Below are 23,576 nucleotides of genomic sequence, written 5' to 3'. Positions count from 1 at the left end.
ACATTGTTAACAATAACTTAATATACGCTTAACCATTTCCTGCTATTAGCGTTATACTTTAGTGGTAAATAATAACCATGAGTTCGACAAAGCAAAAAATACTGATTGTAGATGATGAGCCTGATATCAGGGAGTTAATTGAATATAATCTTAAAAAGGAAGGTTATCAGGTTTTCACGGCTTCAAACGGTCAGGAAGGTGTTAGCGAAGCAAAGCGTTCACATCCTGATTTAATTATTCTGGACATCATGATGCCCAAGATGGATGGAATTGAGGCCTGCCGGATTTTAAGAACCATGAATGAATTTAAGAATACATTTATGGTCTTTCTTACGGCACGAAGTGAAGAATACTCTGAAATCGCCGGATTTAATGTCGGAGCTGATGATTATATCGCCAAACCCATAAAGCCTCGTGCGCTTGTAAGTCGTATAAATGCTATTTTAAGACGCAACAGTCAGCCCGATGAGCCTATCGATAATAAATTAGAGATTTCTGATTTGACGATTGACAGAGAAACCTATCTGGTTTATCGCAATGGCGAGAAGATAGTTCTGGCAAAGAAAGAATTCGAGCTTCTATATCTGCTGGCTTCCAAGCCTGGCAAGGTATACACCCGTGAAGTTATTCTTAAGAGCATTTGGGAAGATTCTGTTGTAGTCACAAACAGAACCATCGATGTCCATATCCGTAAGGTTCGTGAAAAGCTTGGTGAGGATTATATAAGCACTGTAAAAGGTGTTGGTTATAAGTTCGATCCCGTATAGATAAGGAATAAAAACACATAAGTGTTTTTTTCTGTAATTTGCGGCGTGAAATTTCCAAATTTTAAAGAGTCCATTCTATTCGAAAACGACGATATTATCGTAGTAAATAAGCCGCCATTTATTAGTTCATTAGATGAAAGGGAAGGCGGGGAACTTAGTATGCTGCGCCTTGCTAAACAGTATTCAAGCGATGCGCAAGTGTGTCACCGATTGGATAAAGAAACCTCTGGTTGCTTAATTATCGCTAAAAATCCCGCAGCCTACCGCCTGGTATCTATGCAATTTGAGCGCCGGAAAGTGAAGAAAGTTTATCATGCTGTTGTTAACGGTACGCACCAGTTTAACAATCTTGATGTTAATCTGCCCATTCTTAACCTGGGAAATAAAAATGTTGCCATAAGCCGGCAAGAGGGTAAAGCAGCAGAAACCATTTTCAATTCCATTAAATTCTATAAAAATTACACCCTTGTAGAATGCCAGCCTATTACCGGCCGCATGCACCAGATCCGGATTCATCTCGCATCGCAACGTGCAGCTATCGCGGGGGATGATATGTATGGAGGTCAGCCAGTATTGCTTTCAGGAATAAAGAGAGGATATCGCTTAGGTAAAGATCAGGAAGAGCTTCCAATTATGAAACGCTTTGCATTGCATGCTAAAGAAGTGACTTTTAAAATCAATGATATGGATGAGATCACTGTATCGGCTCCGTATCCTAAAGATTTCGCTACTTTGCTGAAGTTGCTGGATAAGTTTGATTTATAGACGAACCAATTAATTCGACTGGACTTATGCCTTTTCAATTATCCTGTTCAAATCAGCAACCATTGATTAGAGGCGTTCATTGACGTGTAATTAATCAACGACAGAAAAATGCATAAAATACCAGGCACAGAGAATAAAGTATTTTGGGCAGATAATTTAAGAGCATTTGCAACAATTTCGGTAATTCTATTACATGTATCTGCACCGATATTGTATCAATATGGTACTATTCCGAATCGTGATTGGTGGATCGGTAATTTCGTCGACAGCTCTGTCCGCTTTTGTGTGCCTGTTTTTTTAATGCTGTCGGGAGCATTAATTTTACCCAAAACATATGAACTTGGCGTTTTTTTTCGAAAACGTATTTCACGAATATTCCTCCCTTTTGTATTTTGGAGTTTTATATATATACTTTATAATTTAATCTCAAAAAAGCATGGGGTAAATTTGAATACTGTTGAATTAATTCAATACATATTGATTCAGTTCAGGAAGGGAGCATCTTATCACTTATGGTATATTTATATGATTATCGGAATTTACTTGTTTATTCCCATAATCAGCAAATGGATTGTCAACAGCACAAAGAAGGAAATTTCCTATTACATTGTAATATGGTTTATAGTAATTCTGATCAGTCTTCCATTCCTAACTAAAATTAAGCCGGAGATAGACTTAAGGTACTTTTCTGGTTTCCTGGGATATCCGATTTTAGGCTTTTTATTGGCAACTACAAGGTTTCCTGAAAAGAAAATTAAATTACTTTCTTTTTTCCTGTTTTTAACCGGAATCTCAATTACGATAATTGGAACCTATTTATTAACAAAGAGTAACGGGCGATTTTACGGCGGTTTTTATTCATTCTTAAGTCCAAATGTTATAGTCGCGTCAACAGGCGTTTTTTTGTTTCTCAAACATTTTAATTTTAAAAATGAATGGTTCACAAACCTTACAAAATTTATTAGCAAATATAGCTATGGGATATATTTAGCTCATGTTTTTGTATTAATTCATTTATCTAAAATTGGAATTTCCTGGTCATTTATAAACCCGCTTATAGGAATTCCATTGACAACATTATTGTGTTTAATTATTTCATCAATTATTACATTTCTGATAAACAGGAGTCGTTATGGAACTTATATTTCCGGATAAATGGCCGGCGAAGTCATGTGCTTAGATGCAACTACGTGCCGGATGCTATTTGTAACCATGCCCGTCTATATCATCAAAATTAAGCAGTTATCGTACGGTGACAACACCGATTAGAGAAGAAATCTGCACTAATCATCTCCCGATGTCGCTTAAGGTAGCTTTATAAGATTTTTGAAATTTTAATTATATGTAAACTCGATTATCGGTGAAGTGCTATAACTCCTAATTGCAACAAGTCTAAGCATTACATTCTAACTTTAAATGCTGATAGAACATCCTTATGAAGATGGCCATTAGCCTGCAATCATGATTAGAATTACAGAGAAGGTATCAAAACCTTTCTAATCTAAATCAACTTTTTGTTTCTTTTGTTTTAAATACAGCTTTTTGGTTTTTTTTTCTCTGATAATAGACCTGATACTATGGCACCGAGGCAGACTGGTACACTACTTCGTGTTTTGTGCCGTGTTTATGGCATTTTTTTGGACTGTCATTTTTAATTGGCCTAAAATTAAGCAGGTTCAGTGGATATAAAGCTTAGAAACAAGTTTATTAATTCTTAAATGAACCGACTTTAGAAGCTGGAAAGGAGATGAATAGTATGAGAAAAATAATTGTTTTATCATTTATTACTTTGGATGGGGTAATGCAAGCACCTGGTGGACCTGAGGAGGATACATCAGGCGGTTTCAAATATGGCGGTTGGACGGCATCGTATGGAGATGAAGTTTTTGGTGAGGTCATGAAAAAAGACATGAAACCTGCAGATCTTCTTTTGGGAAGAAAAACATTTGAGATCTTTTCCAGCTACTGGCCTGAGCATGAAAATGGATGGGCAGGTATTAATGATGTCACAAAAAACGTCGTGTCCAGAACCATGAAAAAGTCTGATTGGGAGAACTCAGTTTTCCTCGAAAGCCTGGCAGATATCGAAAAGCTAAAAAAAACGGAAGGCTCTGACATTCAAGTTTGGGGCAGCGGCGAGCTGATCCAGACATTATTCAAAAATGATTTAGTTGACGAACTCAGACTCAAAATTTTTCCCTTGACTCTTGGTAAAGGGAAAAAATTGTTTGACAACGGCCCGATTCCGGCAGCATTCACGCTAATAGAAAGTACAGTGACACCAAGTGGAGTCATTATCGCCAACTACAAGCGGGCTGGAGAAGTAAAGACTGGTAATGTTGGAACCTAAGAAAAAAATATGGCAAAGGTAGAGTAGCGGAAAATTTGTTACTGGAAAATGAATGCGAGATAAACAAGGATCGCAAGACAATGGTTAACAAAAAATCGAGATCAGACAAATCTAAAAACTGCCTCATCTCGATTATGATTTTTATTTTAACGAATGAAATTTCACCTCTCCGTTATTTAACCCAATTGCGGAATAGAACGCTGATCCCATCGCTTGTTAACTTGGGAACAAGCAGGATCGGACAACCTAGGTATAACCTAGGATCTTTAATACCTGTTTACTGTTCTGTTCTTCACCAAACACTTCAAAGTTGAAAGTTTCATCGCGGTTACGCCGAATAATTACGTGTTTTGGGGAAGGAAGCAGACAATGATGAATTCCGCCGTATCCACTTAATACTTCCTGATAAGCGCCTGTATGGAAGAATCCTACATATTGAACCTTACGGGTCTTGGGCATGAATACGTTGTTCATGTGAGCTTCCTGACTGTAATAGTCCTGCCCGTCGCAGGTAATGCCACCTAAGTTAACGCGTTCGTATTCAGAATCCCAGTTATTTATGGGTAATAAGATGTATTTCTGATTTAAAGCCCATACATCGGGAAGATTGGTAATGAATGAACCATCCAGCATAAGCCACTTTTCGCGGTCGTTTTGCTGTTTTCTGCCTAATACTTTATATAAAATACCTGAAGCTTCAGCACAGGTATATTTACCGAATTCTGTAATAATATCAGGTTCTACCACATCGTGCTCGGCACAAATTTCCTTAATCCGTTTAACAATTTCATTTACCATGTATTCGTAATCGAAATCGAAAACCAGGGAATCTTTAAAGGGCATTCCGCCGCCAATATCAAGTGTCGTAAGATCCGGATTTAACTTTTTGAACTTGCAATAAAGAGTAACATATTTCTCCAGCTCATTCCAGTAATAGGGTGTATCCGAAATTCCTGAATTGATAAAGAAATGCAGCAAAACCACTTTGAAATTGGGATTTGCAGCAATTTTATTGTTATAAAACTCAAGAATGTCTTCCATCCTGATTCCCAGTCGGGATGTATAAAACTGAGAATCTGGTTGCTCTTCCGCTGCTATTCTAATACCTAAATTACAGGGTATATCGAGCTCATCATCGTAAAGATTAAATTCTTCTTTATTATCCAATACCGGAATGATATTTGAAAAGCCGTCGTGCAGCATATCAATTATATACTGCTTGTACTGGTAGGTTTTGAATCCATTACAAATAACTGTAATGTCTTTATTTAAAACACCTTTTTTTTCAAGGGCATCGATCATGGGCATATCGAATGCGGAAGAGGTTTCAAGGTGGATATGATTTTTTAAAGCTTCTTCAACTACATGTTTAAAATGCGAGCTTTTGGTGCAATAGCAGTATTTATAGCTTCCGCGATAATTATTATTTACTATTGCTTTTTTAAACAAAAGTTTTGCCTGCTGTATTTTTTTGCTAATTAAAGGAACATAGGTGAACCGCAGCGGAGTGCCATACGTTTCAATCATTTCCATAAGATTAAGGTCATGGAAATAAAGTTCATCATCAATAACCTCAAAGCCTTCTTGTGGAAAACCAACACTGAGATCTATAAATTCTTCGTAGCTCTGCATCTATTAAATTTTGGCAAAAATGAGATTTTTTTAAGGATTTATACGCTTATTTTTTTATTAGAATATAATTTATTTTTTAATCGGAGATGACACCGTCCGAACAGCATGGCCGGGCGGGCTATCATCAGCCTGCCCGGAAAACAAGCGTGCATATTCATTGCTGTATGTTCATGATGGTTTTATTGGAGGTTTTTATATAATACTTCAGTTTTTCTGGTTGCATTACTGATTCGTGTTCCTGGAATCAAATGCAATATAACCACGACTGGTTAGATACCAGGTTGTAATTCCAGGTAGATTTCCGCTATCATACATCTTACGCTTCCGCCGCCAGAGTTTTCGATGGTCGGTAAAGGAGAGGAAATGATTTTACAATAATGCTCCAGTTGCTGTATTTGCTTTGAATTGAGTGATTGCAGTGCCTGATGAGACATAACCAGTAGACTCTCGCCTTTTGTGTTTTTTAGTTCAAGCATATTTCCGGCAAATTTGTGCATCTGAGCAAATGAGATTTCGATTATTTCTTTTCCAGCGGATTGAAGTGAGTTGATAACATGTTTTCTCTCCTCTTTATTGCTTATTGAATCAAGGCAGACTACTGCAAATGACTCTCCGATACACATCATTACGTTAGTATGGTAAATAGCTGTCCCTTTTTTATCATATCCATGAAAAATTATGGGTTTATAACCGCTCAGATCGCAGAATATGTTCAGGGCTTTTATGTCTGTTCTGGGTGATATGCAGGCATATGCAAATTTGTTTTGCCTGTCCAGCACCATACTTCCTGTCCCTTCAAGAAATTTGCCTTCGGCTTCGAGATAACTTAAATCGATTTCAGTTTCAATTTGAAACCTGTTTCGCAATTCGTCCAGGATTTCAGGGCGCTTTTCAAAACGACGATTAGTGGCATTCATTGGATAAATAAAGACTTTGCCTCCTCGATGGGTAGATATCCAGTTGTTAGGAAAGATTGAATCAGGCGTATGAGGTTCAGGATTATCTTCGATCACCATTACGTTCAAATCGTTCTCCTTTAATACTGATACCAAATTGTCAAATTCCTTCAGAGCCTTTTTATGAACCTTCAGATCCTTGCTTTTTTTGTCCTGGAAAGCATTGCTTTGGGCAGTTTGTTCATTGAATGTGAAGTTCACAGGCCTGATCATCAAAATTGTTGAGGCAGGGCTGTTTGTGAGTCCTTCACCTTTGTAAAGCCTGAGGTCTTCTCTGAAAAGCGGCATGCTCATGCAATGAAAACCACCCCTGGCTCTGGATAATTCTGCGGAGGGCATCAGTATAAGAGTGTTTTCAAGGGCTTCTGCAGAAGTTTCTCCATTCTCAAGTTTTGATATTAAATCGGCTGCTGCAATTACGTTGAATCCTTTTTCCTTAAAAGCCTCGATCGTTTGGTCATTTCGGTCGTAACCCAAAACAACACCTTCTTTGAGAGCCAGTAAATTACAGGAGTCTGTCCATTGCTCGCGCACGTCAAAGGGGAAAACATTATTTCCTGAATAAATGAATTGTGTTTTTTCGGTACTCCCTAAATCATTTTTACTTATATCATCCAATAATGATTCTATGCAGTCGAACGATTTCAGTTCATTTATTTTATCTCTCTCAAACTGAAGGATCTCAGGCTTTTCCCTATTCCTTTTTTCAGAAATATAATCTATTGCTTCGGAACCTTTGTTAAACTTTTGAGACGACAATGAACCGAGTACAACCCATGTGTTTCTGTTTACTTGTGTGAAAATAGTGTCGATATGCATAAAATCGCGCTTCGACGGGATTTTTACAACCGTTACTTTCTTCACTACCTTTCGCTCAAAAAGTAATTTTATGGTTTCGCTGGCACCGCTGGCAGAGGTTCGCTCTGTGCAACCAATCAAAACATGATCGGGGCTTACTACCATTACATCGCCACCCTCAATGGTTGTTCTCTCACCGTGTTCTTCCCCGGGCCGTAAAAAGTATTGAAGAGTATCCGGGATTTCCAGGATATTATCACGATAATTTTCAAATAAGGGATGGTTAAAAAAAATATATCTGGCTAACAGAGTTTCCCTCGAACGAGGCGCTTTGGCTGGTTTATTAACCAATATAAAATTATTTATGGCGATACCAACATCCCGTGTGAAAATAAGGTTGGGAATGGGCGGGAAGAGCATGCCGCCATCTAAATGCGAACCTGAAATTAAAGTTTTTGCCAGTTCAACAGGTGCTGTATTAATAAGGTCCTGTTGCACAGCATAATTACATCCTTCCAGCGCACAAACCGAGGCTGTAAGCTTATTTTTTATATCGTCCAGACTCAATATGTCCGTTAATAATCTTTCAAATTCTATAACCTTAGCGGAGGCATGGAAACCCAGTTTTCCGGGATTAAAGAACTCCCTTTTATTTTCAGGTAAATCTATATCTTCCAGTTTTCCCTTTATTTTTTCAGGATCCAGAAAATACATCAGTATTTTCACATAGAAATCATACTCCTTTTTTCTGACGGTTTCAAGGTGTATGATATCTTCAAAAAGCCAGTTTTGTGCCTGGGAAGGTGCTACTCTTCCAATTCCACTGTCAGGACTATGGATGATTAAACAACGAAGAGTACCAATTTCTGAACCAACCCGTATGTTAAACCTGCCGTTTTTCATAAAATGGATGTTGCTATTCAAATTTACCGCAATTCTTTAAATATATTCTTCCTAAGGTTATTCTATTATGATTAATTTTGGCCGATGGATTTTATAATCAAAGGAACCCTTGATGCTGTAAAGGCATTATATTATACAGAATTAAAAGAAACAGAAATTGGCCTCCAGGAAACCAGAAAAGAGTTTGAAGGTGACGTCACTGTCGTAACCTTTCCTCTTACCCGCATATCTAGAAAGTCTCCTGAACAAACAGGAGCAGATATTGGGCAATACATGGTTGATAACATTTCGCATGTTTCTAAATTTAATGTTATAAAGGGCTTTTTGAATCTTTCGCTTACTGATTCCTTTCTTCATACACTTTATAAAGAACAAATTTCGCAAGATAGTTTTGGACATTTCCCAGCGAACGGAAAGAAAGTAATGGTTGAGTATTCATCACCTAATACTAACAAACCTTTGCATTTGGGTCATGTTCGTAATAACCTTTTGGGATATTCGGTTGCCGAGATATTGTCGGCAAACGGATATGATGTAATTAAGGCGAATCTGGTTAACGACAGAGGAATTCATATTTGCAAGTCAATGCTGGCATGGAAGAAATTTGGAAATGCTGAAACGCCGGAAAGCAGCGGTTTAAAAGGCGATCATTTAGTAGGGAAATACTATGTGATTTTTGATAAGGAATATAAGAAGCAAATTGATGAGTTGAAGTCTGCGGGTCAAAGTGAAGAAGACGCGAAGAAGAATGCCTTAATGATTAAAGAAGCACAGCAAATGCTTCAGCAGTGGGAGGCGGGTGATGAAGAAGTGATCAATCTTTGGAAGACCATGAATACCTGGGTTTATGCAGGGTTTGATGAAACTTATAAAAAACTCGGTGTTGATTTTAAGAAATTCTATTTTGAGTCTGATACCTATTTATTAGGGAAGAATATTATTGATGAAGGCTTATCAAAAGGTGTTTTCTTTAAAAAAGAGGATAAATCTGTATGGATTGATCTTACCGCTGAGGGCCTGGATGAGAAACTCGTGCTTCGGGGTGACGGGACCTCTGTTTATATTACACAAGATTTAGGAACCGCGCAATTAAAGTATGATGATTTCGGGATGGATGAGTCGTTATATGTAGTGGGTAACGAGCAGGACTATCATTTTAAGGTGCTTTTTCTGATTCTTGAAAAATTGGGTAAATCATGGGCAAAGGGCTTGTATCATTTATCTTATGGGATGGTCGATCTGCCATCAGGTAAAATGAAATCGAGAGAGGGAACGGTGGTTGATGCGGATGATTTAATCGATGAAATGGTTGAGACTGCCAGATCAAGAACTGAAGAGCTTGGAAAAGTTGATGGTTTCTCTGAAGAGGAGAAGAAGGAACTTTACAGGATGATTGGCCTGGGTGCGTTAAAATACTTTCTGCTAAAAGTAGAACCTAAAAAACGTTTGTTATTCGATCCGAATGAATCTATAGATTTTCAGGGGCATACGGGGCCGTTTATTCAATATACACATGCCCGTATACGTTCTATTATTTCAAAAGCTGGTATTGATAAGGTCGAATTTAATAAAGTCGATACCTTCACCTCTACAGAGCGTGAATTGGTTCTGGCATTAAACAAATATCCTGAGGCTTTATCTGCCGCAGCAAGAGAATATAGTCCGGCCCAGGTTGCTAATTATATTTACGAATTGGCCAAGCAGTATAATAAGTTTTACCATGAAGAGCCAATTTTGAAACTGGATGATGAAGAGTTGAAGAAATTCAGACTTTCGCTATCGGCAACAACAGGATCAATTATAAAAAAGGGGATGAGACTTTTAGGAATTGAGGTTCCTGAGAGAATGTAATTATTGTTTTTTAAAGCGGGGAGCTACAATAAACTCCTTGCTACCAATAATGTATTGATAAAAGCCCACACCAGATTTTATCCCCATTTGTCCTTCTTCAACCATCTCTTTTAGTAATGAGGAAGGCTCATATTTAGTGTTTTTAAATCCTTCATACATTACATTCATAATGGCAAGACATACATCCAGCCCAATATAATCTGCTAATTGAAGAGGTCCCATCGGATGAGACATACCAAGCTTCATAACGGTATCAATCTCTTCCACACCGGCAACACCTTCTTTTAATGTAATTATTGCTTCATTTATCATGGGCATCAAAATGCGGTTTGCCACAAAACCCGGGGCATCATTAACCTCTACAGGAATCTTATCAAGCTGAATAGCTGTGTCCATAACAATTCGTGTGGTTTCATCGGATGTTTCTTTACCTCTGATCACTTCTACCAGCTTCATTAAGGGCACCGGGTTCATGAAATGCATTCCAATTACTTTATCAGCACGATTGGTTGCTGATGCAATCTGGGAGATTGAAATGGAGGATGTATTAGATGCAAGAATGGTTTCCTTAGCACAGTAATTATCAAGGCTTTTAAATAAATTTAATTTGATGTTCAGATTTTCTGTTGCTGCTTCAATAACCAGATCAGTATTGGCGACAGCAGATTTTAAATCAGGGAAAGTTTGAATATTATTCAGGGTTGAAGCCTTCTCAGAATCTGTAATATTACCTTTAGTGAGTTGCCGGTCAAGATTCCTGGTGATTGTTTCAATTCCTTTAATCAAGGCTTCTTCGGAGGTGTCAACCAGACAAACCTTGTGGCCAAATTGAGCAAAGGTATGGGCAATGCCGTTTCCCATAGTGCCTGAACCGATAACCGCTATTTTCATGGAGATAGATTTGAGAGAAATGATTTTAATCGATATTTAATGCCTTGCCTAATTCTATAATTTTTTCAGGGTTTAATTCATTCACCATAGGAACCCGTCCGAGAATTGAAAGTTTGCTATGATCGAGAATCGCCTGCTCCGAATAGCTGTCGGTTTCTCCGTTAAAAATAATTCCTTTAAGGGGAATATTTCTGTTTTTTAAAAGTTCTAAACTTAATAAAGTGTGATTAATACTTCCCAGGTAGTGCTTTACCACCAAAATTACTTCAGCATCGAGATGTGAAATTAAATCTGCAATATATTGTGATTTGTTAAGTGGTACCATTAAACCTCCTGCACCTTCAATAACAAGTTTTTTTGATGTTTGGGGTTGAGAAATTAATTTTAAGTCGATTTCAATTCCATCAATTGCTGCCGATTTGTGAGGTGAGAAGGGCTGACTAAGCTGATAACTTTCCTGATGAAACATAGAAATGGTATTTGATACAAGGGCTCTTACTTTTTTTGTGTCAGAGTTGTCCAAATCCCCCGACTGAATGGGTTTCCAGTAATCAGCTTTTAACCTTTCGACAAGTATTGCTGATACCACAGTTTTGCCAATATCAGTTCCTATTCCGCTTATAAAAAGTGGTTTCATATATTCTCTTTTAATTCGTGAATCAGGCTTATAATTTCGGAATCCTTATTAGAAGTATGCAGGCAAATCCTTAGCCTTTCTTTTCCGGATGGTACCGTCGGATGCAGAATAGCTCTAACGTCAAAGCCTTTATCCTGTAAGATCGATGCCATGCGTTTTGCTTTAGTATTACCTTCAATTAATAAACACTGGATAGTAGACTTGCTGTCTGAAAAAAGAGACTTTATTCCCTGAGTTTCCTGTTTAAATAAATTAATTTTTTGATGAATGAGAGAAATATCAGTTTCTAAAAGATGTTTGTAAGCCATCTTAATACTTAGATGCGTATAAAACGATGCGGCTGTAGTGTAGATGAATGATCTGGCAAAATTAACAAGGTATTGTTGCAGGTTTTGATCGCAAAGTATCGCCGCCCCGTGGCATCCTAAGGCTTTTCCAAAAGTTACTATCCTTGCAAATACTTTATCTGTTAAATTGTATTCGTCAACCAGACCCCTTCCATTTTTGCCAAATATTCCCACAGAATGGGCTTCATCTACAATCACAGCGGCGGAATATTTGTCGGCCAATAGAATAATGTCTTTTAAAGGAGCGGCATCTCCGTCCATCGAATAAATGCTTTCAATTCCAATGAAAATATTCCCTTTAGCAAGTTTCAGCTTTTCTTCTAAACTGTTCAAATCGTTATGTTTAAAAGTATAGCGGTTAGCATAGCTTAATCGTGCGCCGTCAATTATCGAAGCGTGTATAAGTTCATCCAGAATAATTGTGTCGCCGCGCTTAGGAATGGATGAAAACAGACCTACATTGGCATCATATCCGGAATTAAAAATTAGTGAGGATTCTGATTTATGAAAAAGCGCGATTTCGGATTCAAGCTTTTCGGTAAAATCATCATTCCCTGATATCAGCCTTGAACCAGTAGACCCGATGCGATAGGAGGGGTAGTGTATAAGGTGAGATTCTACTAACGACTTAAGTCTCTCAGATTTAGAGAATCCCAGATAATCGTTTGAGCAAAAATCAACTAAGCCAGAGCTTAACGAAAGCTTTCTTAATGAAGAGTCATTTGCTCTTTCCTTGAGCTTTTGATCGATAAATTGGTTTATGTTTTTCAAAATTCCAGCAAAAGCTCTAAATTAAAAAAGCGGCCTGTAAAAAGCCGCTTTTTTATTGTTAAATCATAGAACCCTGAAATTATTTTTTCAACTTTTTGGGATGATCTCCCTGGCGGTTTTTGAATTTTGCCTCTCGTTCCGCTTTTAGTTGATTATAGGTCGCTTTTTGGCTGTCATTCAGAATACTTAAAATTCTGTCCTCGCCAGCTTCAAACTGTGCTTTTTTATTCGAAAGATCCTTGCCATCTCTTTTTGTGCCCCTGGAATTGCTCATTGCCTGAGCACGTTCGAGGTTAATCTGGTAGATCTGTGTTTTTTGATTGTCTGTCAGGGATAGTTTTTTATCCAATGCATCAGTTATTCTATGTGCTCTTTCTTCCGGGGTTTTCTGCACTCGTTGAGTTCTTTCCTGTGAAAAGCCGGTGGCTGTTAATCCTAAAAACAGGATTGCGCTTAAAATTATTTTTTTCATATCTATAGTGTTTAATAGATAGAAGGAATTGAAAACAAAAGGTTTAACGGTCAATTGTTAAAAAATGTTAACACAAAAAAAAGGTGAGTGTATAAACACTCACCTTTTAATCGTTGGGATGAATTATTACTGACCAGCCGGCCGAGGGCCTCCACCGCCTTGTCCACCTTGCCGTCTTTGTTCAAGCATAGTGGTATAAGCCTTTTTTTGCTCATCATTAAGTATAGCCAGTGTTTTAGCAGAGATTGCCGCAGCCAGTGCAGTTTGTGCTTTAGACTGATCTACCATGATCGCTAATAATTTACCTTCCTGTTCAGGGGTAAGTGTCAAAGATGCAGCTGTTTTTAATCTTTCAACACTCATTTTAGCTCTTTCTTCAGGGCTCGGCATTGTTCCGCCAGCTCCACCGCCCCTTTGGCCTCCGCCACCAAATCCGCCACGATTTCCTCGTTCTGCAATATATGCAGCGTAGGTTTTCTTTTGATCGTCGTTTAATACGGAGGTCACTTTTGCGGTTATAGCCGCAGATAAGCTATCCTGAGATTTACTTTGAGCAAGTGAAAGTGCTATCAGTTTTGCTTCCTGATCGGCAGATAAGCTAGTAATTGTTGTTTTCATTCTATCAACGCTCATTTTAGCTCTTTCCTCCGGAGTGCGTTGCTGACCTCCTTGTCCCTGAGCCGAGCTCAAGCTTACCGTGCCAGCCACTAAGGCAGCAATTACTAATAATTTCTTCATAATTAAGTGTATTTAAGTGATGTATAAAATGTGAAAATTTAGGATTTCTTTTCTTGCTTATGGTATTAACGCTGTCCTGCAGGTTTGGGAGTGGCACCGCCCTGGCCACCTTGCTGCATACGCTGACGACGGGCTTCGAGGTAAGTGGTGTAAGCCTTCTTTTGCTCGTCATTTAAAAGTGCCATGATTTTAACATCATTGGCGGCCCGAATCGGAGCTAATTTTTGAAAGGCAGCCATCCGGTCGGCTCCAGCCCCTGCAACAGCTATAAGACTATCCTGAGACTTGCTCTGAGAGATCAGAATTGCCTTAACTTTGGATTCCTGCTCGGGAGTAAATGTAATTGAAGCAGAAGTTTTAATCCGGTCAAGGCTTCTTTGCGCACGTTCTTCGGGTGTCCCCTGTTGTCCACCACCCTGTGCCATGCTGAAAGTAACTATTCCGGCTACTAAAGACATCATCAATAAAATTTTTTTCATTTTGGTTTGATTTTCTAATTGGAATACCAAAATAAATAAAAGATTAATGCTCGGATGTAACTTAGTTGTTGCCCGGTTTTAATTGTGCTATTGATTTTTGCATTTGAGCCATCATTGAGGTAAGACTTTCCATGGTTGGCTCCTGTAAAGGTTCAGGGAATACGGTTGAAATGTATGCTTTTGATTTCCATATTTCAAGAACCTGTTCTGAAGGAACGTTGTATGGATCATAAACCGGGTTGTCGGAAATTAGTTTGATTGTCTTGTTTTCTTTAAATTTATTTCCCGCACGTTTGTATACTACACCATCTTCTTTAGTGATGAATATGTAAGTATCACCAGCTTTTAAATCGTTCCAGTTTTCAAGGTATTCTCCAATAACAATTGTTCCCGAAGGTAAAGGTAGCATAGAGTCGCCTTTTATTTCAAATGCTCTGAATGTTCCCTGTTTTAAAAATGGAAGATGAAACCTGGGAAGTTCACTGATGAATTGAGGGTCAGCATATCCGTTTAAATAACCGGCGCTGGCTTTTACAGGCACCAATTCAATGTTCTCCCGGTCTTCTGAATCAACAGAAATACTTAACACGCGTAAGTTGGAGGGATCGCTTTTAGGCTTGGGTTTCCATTTATCGTTAATCTCTTCATTGATGAGTTCATCAATAGATAAGTCGTAAAATATTGCGAATTTTTTTAGCAATTCGTATCGGGGATCGGCTCTGTCTTCTTCGTATGCTCCAACAAGGGACCGTTTAATTTCCATCAAATCAGCAAATTGCTGTTGGGTAAGCCCTTTTTTCTTTCTCAGGTACCGAAGATTATTAGAAATGTTAGCCATTTTAAAATAAATTTTGTTTTGCTAAAATAGTTAGTAACTTTATGCTCATAAAATTAGCAAAATATTTTTAATACTCAAGAAAAAGATATGAAAAGATATGTGTTTATTGTTACCGACCGCAATCGTACGTCATTACATGTAGGTATGAGTGCAGATCTTTTAAAGACCGTAAATTTTTATCGCCAAATGCCCAGCCTGTTTTTTGATTCGGCGCAGCAATTAACAAGGCTGATTTATTTTGAGGAGATGAAAACTGAAGAGGCGGCGGTACAAAGGTTTAATTTAATCAGCAAATTTACCAGGGCTCAAAAGGAAAAATTAGTTAGAGCGGTAAATCCGGATTGGCTGGATTTAAGTATTGGTCTTGACTTTGAGAAAATATTAATACATCCTTTTATCCGGGTTGATAAAAGAATTAATGTGATGTAATAAAAAAAGCGACCAGAGCCGCTTTTTTTATTCTTTTTTTAGTATTACCATCCGGGTGCAAATGTCAAACCAAATACAGGTCCGCTAACATCTTTACGCTGAAAAGGTATAGCAGCATATGGTTCAAGAATAAAATATCCAAATACATTTACCCGTAACGATAAGCCTGCACTCATGGCCGGAATACGTTCTGTTACAGTATTTGAACCATCTTGCACATTAAACCCTGAATAGGTGCGTGGCTGAGATCTGAAAGTTACCTTTGAATCCTGATCATAGGCCAGGCCAACATCAAAGAAGGCATTTAAATCAGAGAACAAGAATTTTGATTCGATAGCAGATAAGCGCTTGGGTCCGGTAAAGGGCAGTCTTACTTCAAAGTTAAAAACAGCTATCTTTGAACCAGTTAATTGGCTTAAGCTAAATTGCCCTGGTGTATTAATGGCAGTTCCTCTTTTGTAAAAAGAATTTGCCTCATATCCGCGGACAAAATACGGGTAGCCGATAAATAAAGGGTATAATCTATTCTGATCTTTTCCTAAGCGGGAATAACTATAAGCTCTAACCGCAAAAGTTACTGGTTTAATACGATGATATTTACGAAAATCTGCAGTTACTGCTGTGAAGCTATAATCGCCTAAATAACTTTCTGCACCAAACCGGTAACGAAATCCCGCCAGGGGAGAAGTAATACCCATCAAAGAGTTGTCCCCAACAAAAGCTCCATTTAATTGATAAATTGTAAAGGGTTTAAAATCTATACCGTAAGCACGGTAATCTTCTGCTGCTTCTTCTCTTGATACTTTTCTCTTATCGGCTGCAAACTGACGACCTATAGTATTTCCCCCAAAATACTCATAAACATTACTGTATCGGTCCAGGCGGTAACTATATCTTGAAATTCCGGTTCCAAGTTCGAAACGCGAGATTCTGGAGAAAGGATATGAACTAAATGCCTGTACCTGATCTTCAAAGGTTCTCAATATATCGTAGTTCTCGACATAAACCTGTCCAACATTAGGGTCATCTTCTATAGACGCATTTGAGAAACCCGACACATAGGGAATGTGTGATACCGCGGCACCCCAGTTAACACGTGTTTGTTGGTTGATGTAAGCTACCTGTCCGCCGAAGTCATATATTTCCCCGTTTACTGCTGCCGCTGCCTGTATTTGATTTCCACCCAGAATATCGCTGAAAATTCCCTGGACTCCACTTGAAAGTCCAGTTCCTAAGCGGCCAACCTGAGCTCCAACTCCATTGCTGGAAAGGTAATCCAGTTTAAATTGAGGTCTGTAAGGAACTTGTTTAATAGATTCAGGAGCAATGGTTTCAAAACGTTCGAAGTTATCGAGGTTGGCATTTATTAAATCAACCCCTGTGCTTTTCACGGGAGGCAGAATTGCCGCATCAAAATTTATTGCAGTTGGAGATACTTCGACTGCTTTAAAATCGGTGGCTTTCGCGTTATAAATGGTATACTTTTGAGCTCTGTAATAGGAATAAACTACGTCATCTTTAAGAGACAGGCTAAGAGCCGGTGAATATTCGGTTATTCCGCTTATTCCAGTAAAATAATCTGTTAGCTGTTCTGTTTTTCCGCTAGAAAGTGTATACCTGTACATGTTTCTGAATCCGTCTCTGTTAGACAGGAAATAGATCTGCTGACTGTTTCCGGAAAATTGAGGATTCATATTATTGGCACCCTCAAATACCGGCACATTTTTTATTTGTTTTGTAGACAGATCCATAATTGCCAAGGAGTGAGTTATTTCAACACTCCTGTTAGAAGCAGCATCTAATGTGGTTCTGTCACTTGTAAACACCAGAGAACGCCCATCAGGAGAGAAGCTAGGGGCATAATCTGAATACTTGTCATTGGTAAGCTGGGTTAATTTTTTAGTGCGGAGATTATAAATGAACAAATCGCTATAACCGTTTTTTAATCCTGTAAAAGCAATTTCCTCTCCGTTAGGGGCAAAACTTAAGTTGCTGAACTCGCCAACATCGCCCATAGATTCGACTAATTGATTCCTCCCATTAGTGACGTCTACGACGAAAAGTTTTGTCCGGCCACTGCTAAACGCACTGAAAGCAAATCTTCGGCTATCGGGTGACCATGCACCGGCAGATTCTATAAAACTAAATTCATCTATATGGGTGTTTGTAGCTTTGCTTGTGAGCTTTCGGATGATTTTCCCCGTTTGTGCATCTGCGAGAAACAGGTCGATACTGAGTAATTCCTTTTCAGATAAAAAGGCAATATATTTTCCATCAGGAGATACTGCCGGTGCAACGTTCATCTCTCCGGCATTGGTTGAGTTAAGTACATTTTTCCCGATCGGAACCTGAGAAGTGTCTTTTAGGAGAGGTTTGTAGGTGTTTTCAATGCTGGTTCTCCATAAATTCGATAAGGTTTTCTCATCGTATCCGAATGTTCTTCTGATAGCCATTTCATATCCATATTTGGCTGTGGCTTTAAAAAGAGGGACAATAATAGTATCACCGTAGGTTGAGCCAATGTATGTCCAGAAAGCCTGCCCGTATCTGTATGGGAAATATCTGTTATTGGTGGTCAGATCTCTAAGAGTTGGAATGTCTTTGTTAAGGTATGCATCACGCATCCACATCCCGGTGAATGCATCTACTTTTCCGATAGATAAATATTCGGCCATCCCTTCGACCATCCATAAGGGTAGATTACCTATATTTTCAAGATTTGTTGAATCGCCTTCTATAAGGGAATGATATTGAAACGCATGAACGAGCTCATGACCCAGTACATGCCGCGTTTGATGATTCAGCGACATTAAGGGCATGACAACACGGTTTTTCAAACCTTCAGTAACACCGCCCGTTCCAACACCCACACCGCCTGAGATAGCCGTTGTAGATTGAAAATCAGGGTGGTTTTCATATAAAATTATTGGGTTTCTTTTTGAGAATGTATCTCTGAATACTTGCTGATGTAAATCATACCAAACTTCCGACTCCTGTAAAAACCGCGTGGTTATGCTATCATTTTTTAAATAATCGTATAACTCAAAGTGCCGTGACTGATTAACTTTAAATTTTAGATTCTTGTAGCGAACAAGATTCTGACCAAAATATTGCGCATTTGCTGGAAGGGAGCCCGCAATAAAAATTATGATAAGGGCAAGGCAAATTTTTAGTGCTTTTTCCCTAAAAGAGTCCAGGTTAGTCATATAAAACCATTTATAATCTAAAATACGGTTATTTAATTCGTAATGCTACAGAGTAGTATATAATTAAAAAAATTAATTAATTGTTTTGTTCTTCTCGTCTTTGACGCCTGGCTTCCTGTCTTTTTTCTCTGTTCGTTTGTGGCTCTGTCTTTATTTGTGGTTGAGTCGGATTCGTCGGTGTACTAGGTTTATTGTCAGATGGTTTCTGGTAGGGCTTGTTCTGAAACGCAGAATCAGCCGGCTCTTCAACTTCTGATTCTTCAGGTACCATCAATGAATCGGTCATAGTAGTATCAACAGTTAAGGTATCTGAAGGTATTATTACTGTTTGACAGTTGTATTCTCTGGTAATATCAACCGTAGGTTTAGGAAAAGGACCATAGGTATAACCGGTTGAAGGATCGTGGTAAACCTTTTCCATAAACCTTCCAAAAATAGGCAAAGCTGTATGTGAGCCTTCTCCCGTTCCGGATGATCTGAAATGCACGCTTCTTTCATCGCAGCCAACCCATATGCCAGTAACCAAATCTTTAGTGATACCCATATACCAACCATCTACGTAATCAGATGATGTTCCGGTTTTTCCTCCGATCTGATTGCCTTTTTTCCAAAGATCCCATTCCCATAGAGCCTGAGAAGTTCCGCCTGGTTCGTCCATACCCCCGCGGAACATGTAGAGCATTAACCACGCAATTTCTTCACTGATTACCTGCTTTTGTTTCGCTTTAAATTCTTCCAGTACATGGCCTTCGTTATCTGTAATTTTATAAACCAATATTGGTTCTGTCTTTTTTCCATTATTCAAAAAAGTACCATAGGCCTTAACCATTTCGTAAACTGAAACATCGTTTGATCCCAGGCTAACCGAAGGCACGGATTTTAATTTGCTTTCAATGCCGCATTCGTGGGCGTATTTAACTACATTATCCCAGCCAACCTGTTGGGTGATTTGTGCAGTAACAGAATTTACAGAGCGTCCCATGGCATGCCTTAACGTCATCTCCCTTCCTGTGAAATTATAATCAGCATTTTTTGGTTCCCAATACAATGTCGTATTGTTTTCATCGTATTCAATTTTTACGGGTTTATCTACAAATTTGTCGCAGGGACTCATTCCGCTTTCTAATGCTGCAAGGTAGGCGAATGGCTTAAAGGTTGAACCTGCCTGACGTTTGGCCTGATTTACGTGATCAAAATTGAAGTGATCAAAATCCACTCCTCCAACCCAAACTTTAATGTGCCCGTTCATTGGGTCCATGGTCATCATACCTGTATTAAGTATTTTGGCATAATACTTAATGGAGTCGATAGTAGAATATTCAACCTCTTTATCACCATTCCAGCTAAAAATTTTCATCTTTTTAGGCTTATTCAGATAGTAGTTTATAGAGTCCTGGTTGTTGTTATATTTCTTTTTAAGATAAGAATATACCGGAAGTCGCTGGGCCGCTTTCTCGGGAAAATCTTTAATCTCGTCACCATTCGAATCTCTCCATGGGTTCTGATCTCCCCACGCATTATTCAAACGTTGCTGGAGAATTTTCATCTGTTCCTTCATCGCTTCTTCAGCATATTGCTGGAGTTTTGAATCAATAGTTGTATATATTTTTAATCCTGATTCGTAAAGGTCATATCCGTTCGATTCGCACCAGTCTTCAAGGTACCTGGAAACAGCAGAACGCAGGTAAGAATCGCCACGGTTATCTTCAACCACTTCTCCTTTGGTAAGGCCAAGAGGTCTTGATTTATACCTCTCAAATTCTTGTTTAGAAATGTAATTATACTTCTCCATCTGAGACAATACAACATTACGTCGTTCAAGAGTTTTTTCAGGATTATTATCAGGATTATACGTTGTAGTAGCCTTTAACATCCCAACAAGCATAGCAGAATGCTGGATGTCAAGTTTTTCGGGCTCTTTATTGAAATATTTTTTCGCCGCGGTTTTTAAACCATACGTATTGCTACCAAAGGTTACGGTATTGAAATACATTGTAAGTATTTCATTTTTAGAATATTGATGCTCCAGTTTCAGAGCAGTTGTCCATTCTTTTAATTTGTATACTAATGTTCTCGCGAGGGGAATATGTTTTATAAAACCTTGTTGTTTATTGTTCCGGGTTCGATAAAGATTCTTTGCAAGTTGCTGGGTAATTGTACTTCCGCCGCGCTTGTCACCTGTGAAAGTAGAAGCTGCACTGGAGAAGACTGAATATATATCGACTCCGTAATGATTGTAAAAACGTGCATCTTCTGTTGCAACAAGGGCATTAATTGTACCCTGGGTAATTTGCTTAAAATCTATAGGAGTACGGTTTTCTTTATAATATCTTCCGATAAGTTTTCCATCTGCGGTATAAAGTTCTGATGCAATCCGCATATTAGGCGTTTTGATATCCCTGTAGGTTGGAGAGTAACCAAACAGATAAAGGAAATTTATTTCGATGGCACAAAAAAGTATAATTAAAAAGTAGATGGCTATGATGAAGTATCTGAGGGGTTTATTCCCGATTTCTTTGAACATTTTCTTTAATAACGGCTATGATAATTATCAGGTATGGGTTGAATATAAGCTTAACAAGACAAACTTAGAAAAGATTGAAACTATAAAAATTATCTCTAACAGGTTTTCGGTTAAATTTCTAATCCAAAATCTTAAAGTTATCCGCGTCTTTTAAGAACGGAAATAGCCGCCTGGCTTTTACTACTTCATCTTTTGAAATTGAAAATGTATAAAGATCCTCATCGTTCGGTTTGTAGTAAACTGTTTTACCATTAGGGTCAATGCACATAGAGTCTCCGGAATGATAAATTTCGTTACCATCGTGACCTACCCGATTTACTCCAACAACAAATGAAAGGTTTTCGACCGCACGTGCGGGAATAAGCGTCCGCCAGTGTAACGAGCGCCGCTCCGGCCAGTTTGCTACGATCAGTAATAAATCATACTCCGGGTCTTTATTTCTTAACCACACGGGAAAACGGAGGTCATAGCAAATAACTGGACAAATCTTCCAGCCATTTAATTCAACTATCAATTTATCTTTACCTGCAGTATAAAAATCGTCCTCTTTACCAATCCCGAAAAGATGCCTTTTGTCGTATTTTTCGAAGGTGCCGTCAGGGCGCATCCAAATTAAGCGGTTGTAATATTTGTTTTTTTCTTTGATAATAAGGCTTCCGGTAACTACGCTTTCAAAGCGTTTTGCCTGCTGAAGCATCCATTGCATAGTAAGACCATTCATTTCCTCGGCCAACTCTACGGTATTCATAGAAAATCCTGTGTTAAACATTTCAGGAAGTACAATCAAGTCGGTTTTTTCTCGGATACCGGATAGGCGTAAGGCAAGGTTTTTGAGATTTTTTTCAATATTTTCCCAAAAAAGATATGCCTGAAATGTGGTAATTTTTAATGCGCTCATTAATTAGTTGTCTTAATGAATATAAATTAAACTTTAGTTAATCTCTCAACGGCATTTTCTAAAGTTTCTTGCTTTTTAGCAAAGCAAAATCTTATTACTCCAAAATCTGTTGATTTTGAGTAGAACGCCGAAGTTGGAATAGATGCTACGCCAAACTCTTTTGTCAATCGCTTGGCAAATTCAACATCATTTTCATTAGTTATTCCTCTTATTCCTACACATTGAAAATACGATCCCTCACAAGGTAATAGTTGAAAACGTGTTTGTTGTAATAATTCTCTGAAAAACTTTCGTTTCTCATCAAAAAACTGATTTAAAGAGGTGTAATAATCATTTTGCCTCAGCATGTCGGCTATTGCATATTGCATAGGGGTGTTAACACTGAAAATCAGGTACTGATGAATTTTACGAAATTCGTTCATTAGAAATTCTGGTGCCAGACAATAGCCAATTTTCCACCCTGTATTATGGAAAAGCTTGCCAAATGATGTAGTGATGAAGCATCTTTCGCGTAACTCAGGAAACTTCGCCATACTTAAATGCTCATATCCGTCATAAACCATATGCTCATAAACTTCATCACTCAGAATTAATATATCTGTACCTTTTGTAATGGTTATCAAATGGTTAATGTCTTCCTGTTTTAGTATCGTTGCTGTTGGGTTCTGAGGCGAATTAAGAATGATCATTTTCGTGCGGTTTGTAATAAGCTTCTTCACCATGTTCCAGTCAATTTTGTAGTCGGGAGGAGAAAGTTCGAGTGGTTTAACCAAGCCACCCAAAAGCTTTACCGAGGGAGCATAAGAATCATACGCGGGCTCAAAAATAACAACTTCATCACCGGCATTAATGGTTGACGCTAAAGCTGTGAAAATTGCCTGTGTGCCACCAGCCGTAATGGTGACCTCCTTTTCAGGATCATATACAGCACCATATAAGTTGTTTACTTTTTCTGATATTCTTTCGTTTAAAACCGGAACACCACCCATAGGTGCATATTGGTTTTTCCCCTCAAGCATGTATTTGTGTGTTAGTTCTTTAAGTTCAGCAGGTCCTTCAAAATCCGGGAAGCCCTGAGACAGATTTATAGCATTGTGGTCCGCAGCCAATTTAGACATCACAGAAAATATTGTAGTGCCGACATTTGGAAGTTTAGAGTTTAAATGAATCATTGGGCAAAATTAGTAATTGCAAATTTCTTTAAAGTTTAAATCAGTTATGTCTCTCCTCGTTCAGTCAAAAAATGCAATTCGGCGCATATATTAAACTCAAGTGGAGAAAGGATGGTATGGATTTGAATGTTTCCAAAATAGACTACTGAAAA

The 23,576-nt window shown here is 38.3% G+C and carries 19 protein-coding genes; 6 read left to right on the top strand and 13 right to left on the bottom strand.

What is annotated here, in order from left to right; translation table 11 throughout:
* The first annotated feature begins 77 nt into the window (after window positions 1–77).
* From WG906_RS02430 to WG906_RS02415, 4 genes are all read left to right on the top strand, one after another.
* The gene (locus WG906_RS02430) at window positions 78–767 is read left to right on the top strand and encodes a response regulator transcription factor (protein ID WP_339990927.1); all 690 of its coding nucleotides are present in this window, start codon (window positions 78–80) and stop codon (window positions 765–767) included.
* A 45-nt stretch (window positions 768–812) separates the two neighbouring features.
* Entirely contained in the window at window positions 813–1,532 is a 720-nt protein-coding gene (locus WG906_RS02425) for an RluA family pseudouridine synthase (protein ID WP_339990926.1), read from the top strand.
* Between the two features lie 108 nt (window positions 1,533–1,640).
* Window positions 1,641–2,687, top strand: coding sequence for an acyltransferase (locus WG906_RS02420; RefSeq protein WP_339990925.1), 1,047 nt, complete (start codon window positions 1,641–1,643; stop codon window positions 2,685–2,687).
* 601 nt (window positions 2,688–3,288) lie between these two features.
* Window positions 3,289–3,882, top strand: coding sequence for a dihydrofolate reductase family protein (locus WG906_RS02415; protein ID WP_339990924.1), 594 nt, complete (start codon window positions 3,289–3,291; stop codon window positions 3,880–3,882).
* A gap of 246 nt (window positions 3,883–4,128) precedes the next feature.
* Here the strand turns inward: WG906_RS02415 and WG906_RS02410 are convergent, their stop codons facing one another.
* On the bottom strand, window positions 4,129–5,514 hold the full coding sequence (locus WG906_RS02410; RefSeq protein WP_339990923.1) for an arginine decarboxylase: 1,386 nt from the start codon (window positions 5,512–5,514) through the stop codon (window positions 4,129–4,131).
* 269 nt (window positions 5,515–5,783) lie between these two features.
* Window positions 5,784–8,192, bottom strand: coding sequence for a citrulline utilization hydrolase CtlX (gene ctlX / locus WG906_RS02405; RefSeq protein WP_339990922.1), 2,409 nt, complete (start codon window positions 8,190–8,192; stop codon window positions 5,784–5,786).
* Between the two features lie 63 nt (window positions 8,193–8,255).
* On the opposite strand from ctlX, the gene argS reads away from it, so the two are divergent.
* Window positions 8,256–10,022 (top strand): arginine--tRNA ligase, encoded by a 1,767-nt coding sequence (gene argS / locus WG906_RS02400; protein WP_339990921.1) that lies wholly within the window; start codon window positions 8,256–8,258, stop codon window positions 10,020–10,022.
* Here the strand turns inward: argS and WG906_RS02395 are convergent, their stop codons facing one another.
* The 7 genes from WG906_RS02395 to WG906_RS02365 form a co-directional block, all read right to left on the bottom strand.
* A complete protein-coding gene (locus WG906_RS02395; protein ID WP_339990920.1) occupies window positions 10,023–10,913 on the bottom strand; it encodes a 3-hydroxyacyl-CoA dehydrogenase NAD-binding domain-containing protein in 891 nt (296 codons plus the stop codon).
* Window positions 10,914–10,938: 25 nt separating this feature from the next.
* On the bottom strand, window positions 10,939–11,550 hold the full coding sequence (bioD, locus tag WG906_RS02390) for a dethiobiotin synthase (protein WP_339990919.1): 612 nt from the start codon (window positions 11,548–11,550) through the stop codon (window positions 10,939–10,941).
* Complete coding sequence (locus tag WG906_RS02385) at window positions 11,547–12,668, bottom strand: aminotransferase class I/II-fold pyridoxal phosphate-dependent enzyme (protein WP_339990918.1); 1,122 nt, start codon at window positions 12,666–12,668, stop codon at window positions 11,547–11,549. The genes bioD and WG906_RS02385 overlap by 4 nt, the downstream gene beginning before the upstream one ends.
* Window positions 12,669–12,747: 79 nt before the next feature.
* Window positions 12,748–13,140: a DUF4890 domain-containing protein gene (locus WG906_RS02380; protein WP_339990917.1), complete on the bottom strand. Its 393-nt coding sequence runs from the start codon at window positions 13,138–13,140 to the stop codon at window positions 12,748–12,750.
* Between the two features lie 126 nt (window positions 13,141–13,266).
* Complete coding sequence (locus WG906_RS02375; RefSeq protein WP_339990916.1) at window positions 13,267–13,878, bottom strand: hypothetical protein; 612 nt, start codon at window positions 13,876–13,878, stop codon at window positions 13,267–13,269.
* Window positions 13,879–13,943: 65 nt separating this feature from the next.
* The gene (locus WG906_RS02370; RefSeq protein ID WP_339990915.1) at window positions 13,944–14,357 is read right to left on the bottom strand and encodes a hypothetical protein; all 414 of its coding nucleotides are present in this window, start codon (window positions 14,355–14,357) and stop codon (window positions 13,944–13,946) included.
* 61 nt (window positions 14,358–14,418) lie between these two features.
* Window positions 14,419–15,195, bottom strand: a complete 777-nt coding sequence (locus WG906_RS02365; protein WP_339990914.1) for a helix-turn-helix domain-containing protein — start codon at window positions 15,193–15,195, stop codon at window positions 14,419–14,421.
* An 87-nt stretch (window positions 15,196–15,282) separates the two neighbouring features.
* Between WG906_RS02365 and WG906_RS02360 the strand changes: the two genes are divergently transcribed.
* Window positions 15,283–15,624: a GIY-YIG nuclease family protein gene (locus tag WG906_RS02360; RefSeq protein WP_339990913.1), complete on the top strand. Its 342-nt coding sequence runs from the start codon at window positions 15,283–15,285 to the stop codon at window positions 15,622–15,624.
* A gap of 44 nt (window positions 15,625–15,668) precedes the next feature.
* Here the strand turns inward: WG906_RS02360 and WG906_RS02355 are convergent, their stop codons facing one another.
* The 4 genes from WG906_RS02355 to WG906_RS02340 all read right to left on the bottom strand — a co-directional run bounded on the left by WG906_RS02355 (window position 15,669) and on the right by WG906_RS02340 (window position 23,424).
* The gene (locus tag WG906_RS02355) at window positions 15,669–18,830 is read right to left on the bottom strand and encodes a tolB protein precursor (protein WP_339990912.1); all 3,162 of its coding nucleotides are present in this window, start codon (window positions 18,828–18,830) and stop codon (window positions 15,669–15,671) included.
* 76 nt (window positions 18,831–18,906) lie between these two features.
* Entirely contained in the window at window positions 18,907–21,354 is a 2,448-nt protein-coding gene (locus WG906_RS02350; RefSeq protein ID WP_339990911.1) for a penicillin-binding protein 1A, read from the bottom strand.
* Window positions 21,355–21,472: 118 nt separating this feature from the next.
* Window positions 21,473–22,252 (bottom strand): amidohydrolase, encoded by a 780-nt coding sequence (locus WG906_RS02345; RefSeq protein ID WP_339990910.1) that lies wholly within the window; start codon window positions 22,250–22,252, stop codon window positions 21,473–21,475.
* A gap of 26 nt (window positions 22,253–22,278) precedes the next feature.
* Window positions 22,279–23,424 carry a methionine aminotransferase gene (locus tag WG906_RS02340; RefSeq protein ID WP_339990909.1) on the bottom strand — a complete coding sequence of 382 codons (1,146 nt, stop codon included), beginning with the start codon at window positions 23,422–23,424 and terminating at the stop codon, window positions 22,279–22,281.
* Window positions 23,425–23,576: the final 152 nt, after the last annotated feature.

Origin of the sequence: Pedobacter superstes, assembly GCF_037622515.1 — a bacterium.
Classification (GTDB): Bacteria; Bacteroidota; Bacteroidia; order Sphingobacteriales; family Sphingobacteriaceae; genus Paradesertivirga; species Paradesertivirga superstes.
This window is presented reverse-complemented; position numbering and strand designations above follow the sequence as displayed.